The sequence below is a fragment of the Pseudomonas gessardii genome (assembly GCF_001983165.1).
GTDB classification, from domain to species: domain Bacteria; phylum Pseudomonadota; class Gammaproteobacteria; order Pseudomonadales; family Pseudomonadaceae; genus Aquipseudomonas; species Aquipseudomonas gessardii.
On the sequence record NZ_MNPU01000084.1, the window covers coordinates 1 to 10,212 of the forward strand.

At 60.6% G+C, this 10,212-nt stretch carries 8 protein-coding genes; 2 read left to right on the forward strand and 6 right to left on the reverse strand.

The features are described 5' to 3' along the window. Nucleotides 1-170: 170 nt before the first annotated feature. From BLL38_RS29010 to BLL38_RS29035, 6 genes are all read right to left on the reverse strand, one after another. A complete protein-coding gene (locus tag BLL38_RS29010) occupies nucleotides 171-1,913 on the reverse strand; it encodes an ABC transporter substrate-binding protein (protein WP_076965277.1) in 1,743 nt (580 codons plus the stop codon). Between the two features lie 75 nt (nucleotides 1,914-1,988). After that, entirely contained in the window at nucleotides 1,989-2,261 is a 273-nt protein-coding gene (locus BLL38_RS29015) for a DUF2160 domain-containing protein (protein WP_076965278.1), read from the reverse strand. A 10-nt stretch (nucleotides 2,262-2,271) separates the two neighbouring features. Then, complete coding sequence (locus BLL38_RS29020; RefSeq protein WP_076965279.1) at nucleotides 2,272-3,072, reverse strand: carbohydrate ABC transporter permease; 801 nt, start codon at nucleotides 3,070-3,072, stop codon at nucleotides 2,272-2,274. 10 nt (nucleotides 3,073-3,082) lie between these two features. Continuing rightward, nucleotides 3,083-3,949: a carbohydrate ABC transporter permease gene (locus BLL38_RS29025; protein WP_029293322.1), complete on the reverse strand. Its 867-nt coding sequence runs from the start codon at nucleotides 3,947-3,949 to the stop codon at nucleotides 3,083-3,085. Then, nucleotides 3,946-5,043 (reverse strand): ABC transporter ATP-binding protein, encoded by a 1,098-nt coding sequence (locus BLL38_RS29030; RefSeq protein WP_076965280.1) that lies wholly within the window; start codon nucleotides 5,041-5,043, stop codon nucleotides 3,946-3,948. The genes BLL38_RS29025 and BLL38_RS29030 overlap by 4 nt, the downstream gene beginning before the upstream one ends. After that, nucleotides 5,043-6,137 (reverse strand): ABC transporter ATP-binding protein, encoded by a 1,095-nt coding sequence (locus BLL38_RS29035; RefSeq protein WP_076965281.1) that lies wholly within the window; start codon nucleotides 6,135-6,137, stop codon nucleotides 5,043-5,045. Before BLL38_RS29035 ends, BLL38_RS29030 begins: the two co-directional genes overlap by 1 nt. Nucleotides 6,138-6,465: 328 nt before the next feature. Between BLL38_RS29035 and BLL38_RS29040 the strand changes: the two genes are divergently transcribed. Together BLL38_RS29040 and BLL38_RS29045 are read left to right on the forward strand one after the other, a co-directional pair. After that, nucleotides 6,466-8,286 (forward strand): sigma-54-dependent Fis family transcriptional regulator, encoded by a 1,821-nt coding sequence (locus BLL38_RS29040; protein ID WP_076965282.1) that lies wholly within the window; start codon nucleotides 6,466-6,468, stop codon nucleotides 8,284-8,286. 176 nt (nucleotides 8,287-8,462) lie between these two features. Continuing rightward, on the forward strand, nucleotides 8,463-10,212 hold a 1,750-nt coding region (locus BLL38_RS29045; RefSeq protein ID WP_242627652.1), incomplete at its 3' end, for a DUF6531 domain-containing protein.

The window sequence follows — 10,212 nt, forward strand, 5'->3', positions numbered from 1 at the left end:
CCCTTGCCTCTGGCTAACACTTCCCCTTGCCGGGTGTGTAGAGGACTTTCACCTCCCAGTCACCAGCGTGGCCACCACAGCCAAGCTGGTTGCGCTTGCGCGCAACGCGCCATGCCTGGCGCACCAACAAAAACGGCACCTCACGGTGCCGTTGTGCTATCCGCCCTCCCTCACTTACGCGCCGCCTCCCACGACTTGAGCAAGTCCGCATAGTTCACGGTTTCACCCTTGGGCTTCTCGTTCGCCAATTTCGGCTTGGGCGCACCCGGCTGGTCGAACCAGTATTGGGCATCGCGCTCGGGGTTCATCTTCGGCCCGCAGATCGGTTGCACCTTGGAGCGCTCCAGGCGCGTCATGATCGCGTCCTGGTCCTTGGCCAGGCCATCCAGCGCCTGTTGTGGGGTTTTCTCGCCACTGGCGGCTTCCGAGATATGGCTCCACCACAATTGGGCCAGGCGTGGATAGTCCGGCACGTTGGTGCCGGTCGGCGTCCATTGCACCCGCGCCGGGCTGCGATAGAACTCCACCAGGCCGCCAAGTTTCGGTGCCAGGTCGGTCATGGCCTGGGAGTTGATGTCCGATTCGCGGATCGGCGTCAGGCCGACAATGGTTTTTTTCAAGGACACGGTTTTCGAGGTGACGAACTGCGCATAGAGCCAGGCCGCCAGTTTCTGTTTCTCTGGCGTGGATTTGAGGAAGGTCCAGGAGCCCACGTCCTGATACCCCAGCTTCATACCCTCCTCCCAATACGGACCGCGTGGTGACGGGGCCATGCGCCATTTCGGCGTGCCATCGGCGTTCATCACCGGCAAGCCCGGCTTGGTCATATCGGCGGTAAAGGCGGTGTACCAGAAAATCTGCTGCGCGATATTACCCTGGGACGGCACCGGCCCGGACTCGGAGAAGGTCATGCCCGCCGCTTCCGGTGGCGCATAGGCACGCATCCAGTCGACATACTTCTGCGTGGCAAACACTGCGGCCGGGCCGTTGGTATCGCCGCCACGGGTCACGCTGGAACCCACCGGGTGGCAGTCCTCGACCCGGATCCCCCACTCGTCCACTGGCAAGCCGTTGGGCAGGCCCTTATCGCCGCCACCGGCCATGGAGAACCAGGCATCGGTAAAGCGCCAGCCCAGGGACGGATCCTTCTTGCCATAGTCCATATGGCCATACACGCGCTTGCCGTCGATTTCCTTGACGTCTTCGCTGAAGAACTTGGCGATATCCTCATAGGCCGACCAGTTCACCGGCACGCCCAGCTCATAGCCGTACTTTTCCTTGAACTTGGCCTTCAGATCGGCCCGCTCGAACCAGTCGGCACGGAACCAGTACAGGTTGGCGAATTGCTGGTCGGGCAACTGATAGATCTTGCCGTCCGGCGCGGTGGTAAAGGAGATGCCAATAAAGTCCTTGAGGTCCAGGGTCGGCGAGGTGAAGTCCTTGCCTTCATTGGCCATCAGGTCGGTAATGGATTCGGTCTTGCCATAGCGAAAGTGCGTACCGATCAAGTCGGAATCGTTGACCCAGCCGTCATAGATATTCTTGTCCGACTGCATCTGGGTCTGCAGCTTCTCCACCACGTCGCCTTCCTGCAGCAGGTCGTGGGTCAGCTTGATCCCGGTGATTTCACTGAAGGCCTTGGCCAGCACCTTGGATTCGTACTCGTGGGTGGTGAGGGTTTCCGACACCACATTGATCTTCATCCCACGAAACGGCTCGGCGGCCTTGATAAACCACTTCAACTCTTCGAGTTGCTGGGCGTCGCTGAGGGTGGACGGTTTGAACTCGCTGCCGATCCATTTTTTCGCGGCATCTTCATAGGCATCGGCCCAGGCCGCAGCACTCAGGCCACTGAGTGCCAAGGCAGCGGCCAATGAAATGCTATGTCGCAGCTTATTGTTTTTATCGAACATAGAGACCTCCTGGTTGATTTCAAACGGGTCCGACAGATGCCCCGCCTCGCTCCTACAAGGGAACAGGCCATCGCATCAGCCCCAACGCATCACAGACAACAGCCACACCACAGACAGCGCGGACGCCACCCAGATGCTCCAGCCGGTTACGCCAATCACCAGCAGATGCAGGTAGGCGCTCCCGAGAAGACCGATAAACAAGCGATCACCACGGGTGGTGCTGATCGGTAACAAGCCGCGCCGGGGAATGCTCGGCGAGCGCAGTTCCCACGTGGTCATGCCCGCCAGCAACAGGGCAATCGCCACAAAGAACAGGGCAGTCGGGGTGGTCCAGGCCATCCATTCCATCATCGTTTCCTCAGACCCGGCCCAGGGCAAAGCCCTTGGCCACATGGTTGCGAACAAACCAGATCACCAACATGCCCGGCAGGATGGTCAGCACCCCGGCGGCCGCCAGCACCCCCCAGTCAATCCCGGACGCTGACACGGTGCGGGTCATCACGGCAGCAATCGGCTTGGCATTGACGGACGTCAGGGTGCGCGCCAGCAGCAGTTCGACCCAGGAAAACATAAAGCAGAAAAACGCGGTGACACCAATCCCCGAGCCAATCAGCGGGATAAAGATCTTCACGAAAAACTTCGGAAAGCTATAGCCGTCGATGTAGGCCGTTTCGTCGATCTCCTTGGGCACCCCCGACATAAAGCCTTCCAGGATCCACACCGCCAGCGGCACGTTGAACAGGCAGTGGGCTAGGGCCACGGCGATATGCGTATCGAACAGGCCAATGGACGAATACAACTGGAAAAACGGCAATAGGAACACCGCCGGCGGCGCCATGCGGTTGGTCAGCAACCAGAAGAACAGGTGCTTGTCGCCCAGGAAGCGATAGCGCGAAAACGCGTAGGCCGCTGGCAGCGCCACCGTCAGGGAAATCACGGTGTTCAGGCTCACGTAATACAGTGAGTTGAGATAGCCGGTGTACCAACTGGGGTCGGTGAAGATCACCTTGTAGTTGGCCAGGGTGAACTCCTGCGGAAACAGCGTCAGGCCGCCGAGGATTTCGGTGTTGCTCTTGAAGGACATGTTCAGCAGCCAGTAGATCGGCACCAGCAGGAACAGGATGTAGATCAACAGCGGAATGACCTTGCGCTTGCTCATGTTGGCGGCCTCAGCGGTTGGCGTCGGAGTGGGTCATGGCGGTGTAGAACAGCCAGGACACCAACAGGATGATCAGGAAATACACCAGGGAAAACGCCGCCGCCGGGCCCAGGTCGAATTGACCGACAGCCATCTGGGTCAGGGTCTGACTGAGAAAGGTCGTCGCATTCCCCGGCCCACCGCCGGTCAGGACAAAAGGCTCGGTATAGATCATGAAACTGTCCATGAAGCGCAGCATCACCGCGATCAGCAGCACGCTCTTCATCTTCGGCAACTGGATATGTCGGAATACTGCCCAGGCCGACGCACGATCAATCCGCGCGGCCTGGTAGTACACATCCGGTATGGCCCGCAGCCCCGAGTAGCACAGCAGCGCCACCAGGGAGGTCCAGTGCCACACGTCCATCACCAGCACCGTGACCCAGGCGTCCATGGTGTTGGCGGCATAGTTGTAGTTGATGCCCATGGCATTCAGGCTCGAGCCCAACAGGCCGATATCGGCACGGCCGAAGATCTGCCAGATGGTGCCGACCACGTTCCACGGGATCAGCAGCGGGATGGCCATCACAATCAGCACCAGGGACGACCAGCGCCCCTTGGTGGGCATGGTCAAGGCAATGGCAATGCCCAGCGGGATCTCGATCAGCAACACACACGCGGAATAGATGAACTGGCGCAACAGCGAGTCATGCAGGCGCGGGTCCAGCAACACCTGCTTGTACCAGTCGGCCCCGACGAAATAGCGGCTGGACTGGTCGAAAATGTCCTGCACCGAGTAATTGACCACGGTCATCATCGGGATCACCGCGCTGAACGCCACCAGCAGGAACACCGGCAGCACCAGCCACCAGGCCTTGTTGTTCTGCACCTTGTTCATGGCCGCGCCTCCAGCAGGTAATCGTCGGCATACACCATCAGCCATTGCGCCGGAAAGCTGATCGACACCCGGCCTTCGGGCACTGGTTTGTCTTCGGCCAGGCGTACTTTCAACGGCGCGCCGTCGAGGTTGAGGGTCAGGATCTTGTAGGTGCCGAGGTCTTCGATATGTATGACGTCGGCCTGCAACGCGTCAGGAGTGGACTCGTCCCACACATGAATAAACTCGGGACGAATACCGACCTGGAGTTTCTTGTAGTTCTTTTCCGCGATCTGCCGTTGCTGCACCTCGGACAACGCCAGATGTGTCCCGGCAAACCGCACCCCACCGGCATCGGCCTGCACCTCAATCAGATTCATCCCAGGGCTGCCGATGAAATAGCCGACAAAGGTATGGCTGGGACGCTCGAACAACTCCCGTGGCGTACCGAACTGCACAATCTGCCCGCCGTACATCACCGCGATCTTGTCGGCAAAGGTCGAGGCCTCCAACTGATCGTGGGTGACGTAGACCATGGTGATATTGAACTGCTCGTGGATTTGCTTGAGCTTGCGCCGCAGTTTCCACTTCAGGTGCGGGTCGATCACCGTCAGCGGCTCGTCGAACAGGATCGCCGATACGTCATCGCGTACCAGCCCACGGCCCATCGAGACCTTTTGCTTTTCATCGGCGCTGAGGTTGCGGGCTTTTTTGCCCAGCAGGTTCTGCAGGTCGAGCACCTCGGCAATTTCCTGCACCTTGCTGTGCACTTTCGCCTCGGCCATGCCCTGGTTGCGCAGGGGGAATGCCAGGTTATCGAACACGCTCATGGTGTCGTAGACCACCGGGAACTGGAACACCTGGGCGATATTGCGTTTTTCCGGGGTCAGGTCATTCACCACCTTGCTGTCGAACAGCACCTGGCCTTCCGAAGGGCTAAGCAGGCCGGAGATGATGTTGAGCAAGGTCGACTTGCCGCAGCCCGAGGGACCGAGCAAGGCGTAGGCGCCGCCCTGCTCCCAGATGTGGTTCATTTCGCGAATGGCGTAGTCTTCGGGCCCCACAGGTGTAGGGCTGTAGCTATGCGCCAGGTTCTGCAAATGGATCTCGGCCATCAGGCAACCCTCGCGACACGGCGCCCGGGGGCCTGGAGCAAACGGCCCTGGCCATCGAACACAAACAGTTTATGGGTTGGTATGTAGATCCTGATCGGCGCATCCACGTCGTATTCGTGTACCCCAGGCAAGTGCAACACCAGCAGAAAATGCTCGCTGCGCACATGCAGAAAGGTTTCCGAGCCGCTGATCTCCGCCACTTCCACGGTCACTGCCAGTTCCAGGTCATCGTCGTTGCTGGGCACCAGGCTGATATGGCTGGGACGCACGCCAAAGCGGAACTCGCCCTCGCCAATCGGCCGCAGGTCCACGTTCAACGGGAAGTGCACATCATTGGCGAAGCTCACTTCATTGCCGCTGATGCGCCCCGGCATCAGGTTGATCGGCGGCTCGGAAAACAGCTCGGCCGCCAATACCGTCTGCGGTTGGTGATAGACCTCGGCGGCCCTGCCGCTCTGGATCACCCGGCCTTCGTGGAGGATGGTCGTAGTGCCGCCCAGCGCCAGGGCCTCGTTAGGCTCGGTGGTGGCGTAGATGGCAATGGTGTTGCGGGCCTTGAACAGCTCGCGCATTTCCTGACGCAGCTCTTCGCGCAGTTTGTAGTCCAGGTTGACCAGGGGTTCGTCGAACAGAATCAGCTCGGCATCCTTGACCAGCGCCCGGGCCATGGCCGTGCGTTGCTGCTGGCCACCGGACAGCTCCAGGGGATGACGTTGCAGGAACTTGTCGATGCGCAACATCTGCGCGGTTTCCAGCACCTTGCTGTGGATCAGTTCGTTGGAGGCCCCAGCCTGGCGCAGCGGCGAGGCGATATTCTCGAACACGGTCATGGTCGGGTAGTTGATGAACTGCTGGTACACCATCGACACATTGCGCAAGCGCACCGGCTTGTGGGTAACGTCGACGCCGTTCATCAGGATGCGCCCGTGGTCCGGCTTGTCCAGGCCGGCCATCAGGCGCATCAGACTGGTCTTGCCGGACAACGTGCGCCCTAGCAGGACATTGAAGGAACCGGCTTCAAAGCGCAGGTTGGCGTCATCGATCCAGGTCTGGCCTTCGACAACGCGGGTCACATGTTCCAGGGTCAATGACATGACACGCCCTTTTTCTTATTGGAATTGTTCTTCCAGGGGCAGAGCGAGTTTCGTGCCAATAACAAAAAATATTTATTTACCAAAGGCTTAGGCAGAACTGCTGCTCGGTGCTGAACAGAAATGAACATTCACAACTGAACAATTGAACAACCGCCGGGTTGACAATGAACAGTTCTGAACAACACTGAGTAAGCCCAGTAAAACCGTTCAACCTGTGGGAGCTGGCTTGCCTGCGATAGCGATCTCACGGACGCCATCGCAGGCAAGCCAGCTCCCACAAGGTGAGCGGTGCACGGTTCATAACAACAATAAAAAGAAGGTCACCACCATGGCCGCAGCAGCCCCGCTTTTGCCCCACGACACCATCATCCAGGACTCCTGGCGCCGCTGCCGTGCCTTTGGCCTGGATCACCAAAGCACCCCCAGTTTCGACCAACTGCCCGCCGAGGGCATCAGCCAACTGTTGGAGAGCCAGCATGCACTGGTCCAGACCACCCACCAGGAAGTGCTGCCCTATTACGAGAACATCCTCAGTAATTCCAACTGCCTGATCATGCTGGCCGACAACCAGGGCCAGGTCCTGACGTCCTGGGGCACCCAGCGCTTTATCGAACCCAAGCTCGCCCGGGGCTTCAGCGCCGGGGCCAGCTGGATGGAGCGCGCCACCGGCACCAACGCCATCGGCACCGCGCTGGCCTGCGCCCAGGCGGTGCATATCGAGCATGACGAGCACTTCCTCAAGGCCAACCGTTTCATGACCGGTTCGGCCGCGCCGATCTTTGATGCCAAGCGCGAAATCATTGCGGTGCTGGATGTGTCCAGCGACAGCTACCTACCGCCCTCCCACACCCTGGGCATGGTCAAGATGATGAGCCAGACCGTGGAAAACCGGCTGATCCTCAACCTGTTTGGCGGCGAACACTTCCAACTGACCTTCAATACCGGCCTGAACAACCTCGACAGCCAATGGGCTGGCCTGCTGATCTTCGATGAAAGCGGCCAGGTGCTGTCGGCCAACCGCCGCGCCGACAACCTGCTGGGCATCAGCCTGTCGCGGGTAATGATCGACAGCCTGTTCAAGGTCTCGCTGCTGGAGCTGCTCAACCAGCCCGAAGGCCTACCCTTCGCCCTACAAGCCGCCGGGTGCAACCGTTTCCAGTGCCTGCTCAAACGCCCCAAGCAGGTGCCGGTGCAGGCCAGGGTCTTTAGCGAGCCGCCCCCCGCGCCTCTCGGCCTCAAGACTCTGCATTTTGGCGACAGCCGCGTGGAAAAGGCTGTGCGCCAGGCCGAACGCCTGCTGGAAAAAGACATCCCGCTACTGATCCACGGCGAAACCGGGGTGGGCAAGGAAGTCTTCGTCAAAGCCCTGCACCAGGCCAGTTCCCGCAGCCAGCAAGCATTTATCGCCGTCAACTGTGCGGCGATTCCGGCGGAGCTGGTGGAATCGGAGTTGTTTGGCTACGAAAAAGGCGCATTTACCGGTGCCAATCAAAAAGGCAGCATCGGCCTGATCCGCAAGGCGGACAAAGGCACGCTGTTTCTCGATGAAATCGGTGACATGCCCCTGCCTACTCAGGCCCGGCTGCTGCGGGTACTGCAAGAGCGTTGCGTGCAACCGGTGGGTAGCAGCGAATTGTTCCCGGTGGACCTGCGGATTATCTCGGCCACCAACCGCTCGCTGCGCGAACAGGTGCAGATCGGACGCTTTCGTGAGGATTTGTACTACCGCATCGGCGGCCTAACCCTGGAGCTGCCGCCCCTGCGCGAACGCAGTGACAAGCAGGCGCTGTTCAAACAACTGTGGCAACAGCACCGCGAACCCACGCAATGGGCGGGACTCAGTGCTGAAGTGCTGGCGTTATTCGAGCAACACCCCTGGCCGGGCAACCTGCGCCAGGTCAGTAGCGTGATGCAGGTGGCGCTGGCCATGGCCGAAGACCAACCGATCCGCCCCGAGCACCTGCCGGATGACTTTTTTGTCGATCTGGGGCAAGCCGTACCCAGTGCGCCGGTGGTGATGGGCGATCTGGAGGATATCCAAGGCCTTAAGCAACGGTTGGCGGCGGTCGGCGGCAATATCTCCCACCTGGCGCGGGAGCTGGGGGTTAGCCGTAATACGTTGTACAAGCGATTACGTGCCGCTCCATAGCCGTAAATCTTGCATTTGCCTTTAGGACCGGTCGCCAATTGAGGTGGCCTTAAACGGAAGTCCAACCGGGAAATTTTTCCCTGTGCGTAAGCCCATTCTGATTTAACAGACCACACCTCCAACCGCCCTTTTCCTGCGGCATTCTCCGACGCCTTTCTTTTGCAGAGACGTCATGGATGCCAGCCCCTGCCCCTGATTCATCGCCCATCGAGCGGATCGAATACGAGCTCGATGGCTTTCACCAGAGCCTGACGGTATACCGCCAGCAGGTAACAAGTTGGTACGCGCAGGCCCTGGACAAGGCCAGTCATGCCACGGATTTGCCATCGCTGCTGGGCCTGGAGCGGGTGCTGCGGGTTGGTGACTCCCAGGTGTCGGTGAGTATGACCGACACCGACTTTGCCCCCAGTGTTGCCGTGTGCCCGGCAGGCGGCGAGCTGAGGATCGAGAGCCAATTCGAGTCGGTGTATGACGTGCCCCTGGGCAACCTCCAGGTGCAGGTGATTGGCCTGGATGACGGCAGTTCCACGCAGATCCAACTGGATGCACAGGGCAAGGGCACCCATCACTGCACGGCCGGTGGGCGCTATCAGGTGCGCGTGCAAGGCGGAGTTACAGCGGCGCAGGTGGAGGCGCTGTTTACTTCCTACGACGGTTTGACCGCCGAACTACAAGCCTGGCTGCGCAAGGAGTGGAGGGGGTTCAAACCGCACTGGCAGGCGTCGGCGTCAAGTGCCATTGGCAGTGGGATATTGGCCGGCACCTGGTCAGCCATTTCCGAGGTATGGGACAGCCTGTCGCTGGTGCAGGACATCCTCAAGGACCCGGCCAAGCATATCGAGCGCCTAGGCACCCAGGCCGCCGAGCTGGCAGCCCTGGCGCGTGAGGCGCCGCAGGTGATGGAACAGGCGATGTTGCTGGCCAGCGACGAGGCCGCGCTGTACCTGATGTTGCGCACGGCGATGATCTGGCTGTCGGCGTTGCCGCCCAGCCAGGTCGCAGGGAAAACCGCCGAGGTGCTTGCCGGGTTTGCCGTGTCGTTGCTGATTGATTTGCTGATTGCGCTGGTACTGACCATTGCCCTGCAAGGCGCCGGGATCGCGTATCTGGGGCTGCGCCTGGCCAAGTATGGGGCGCAGGTGGTTGAGCTGGCGGTGGGCTTCGTCAAAAGCGTATTCGACATCCTCAAGCGCTTTATGGGGGCGGTGGAGCGCTACAAGGCGGTGGCCGTGCGCGGCGTTGTCGGCGGCTTGAAAAAGGGTGGCCTGCGGATGCACTGGGGGGCGCGGCGCAATACCACGCTCAAGCAGGTAGAGGCCGTGGACGACGCGCCCTCCTCCGCGAAAAACCCCAACGGCCAGGCCAGCGCCAGCGCCGACAACACCGCGACCCACGGCTGCCCGGTGTCCATGGTCACCGGCGAGGAACTGCTGACCCTGACCGATGGCGAACTGGACGGCGTACTGCCATTTGCCTGGACGCGCCTGTATCGCACCAGCGCCGTGGAGGTGGATTGCGGCCTGGGCTTTGGCTGGAGCCACGCCTTGGCCCAGCGCCTGTGTGTGGTCGGCGGCTCGGTGGTGTGGACCGATCATGAGAACCGCAGCACCACCTTTCCCCTGCCCTCCACGGCCCGCCCGGCCATCAGCAATAGCCTGGCCGAGGCGGCGATTTATCTGGGGGCGGCGTCGGATGAACTGGTGCTGGCTCAAGGGGCACGGTTCTACCACTTTCACGACGGTGTGCTGACGGCCATCAGCGACGCGTATGACAACCGCCTGCGTATTTCCCGCGACGGCTTGGGGCGGATTCTGCGCCTGGATAACGGTGCCGGTCGCGCCCTGCTGTTGCGCTATGACCGTGGGCATATCGTGGCGGTGGACTACCAGGTGTTTCGCGTGGACAGCGAAGCGGACGACGCCTGGG

Excerpts from the sequence above, each read along its gene's own strand:
- BLL38_RS29040 (WP_076965282.1), top strand. The coding sequence starts at position 6,466 with ATGGCCGCAGCAGCCCCGCTTTTGCCCCACGACACCATCATCCAGGAC.
- BLL38_RS29035 (WP_076965281.1), bottom strand. The coding sequence starts at position 6,137 with ATGTCATTGACCCTGGAACATGTGACCCGCGTTGTCGAAGGCCAGACC.
- BLL38_RS29030 (WP_076965280.1), bottom strand. The coding sequence starts at position 5,043 with ATGGCCGAGATCCATTTGCAGAACCTGGCGCATAGCTACAGCCCTACA.
- BLL38_RS29010 (WP_076965277.1), bottom strand. The coding sequence starts at position 1,913 with ATGTTCGATAAAAACAATAAGCTGCGACATAGCATTTCATTGGCCGCT.
- BLL38_RS29015 (WP_076965278.1), bottom strand. The coding sequence starts at position 2,261 with ATGGAATGGATGGCCTGGACCACCCCGACTGCCCTGTTCTTTGTGGCG.
- BLL38_RS29020 (WP_076965279.1), bottom strand. The coding sequence starts at position 3,072 with ATGAGCAAGCGCAAGGTCATTCCGCTGTTGATCTACATCCTGTTCCTG.
- BLL38_RS29025 (WP_029293322.1), bottom strand. The coding sequence starts at position 3,949 with ATGAACAAGGTGCAGAACAACAAGGCCTGGTGGCTGGTGCTGCCGGTG.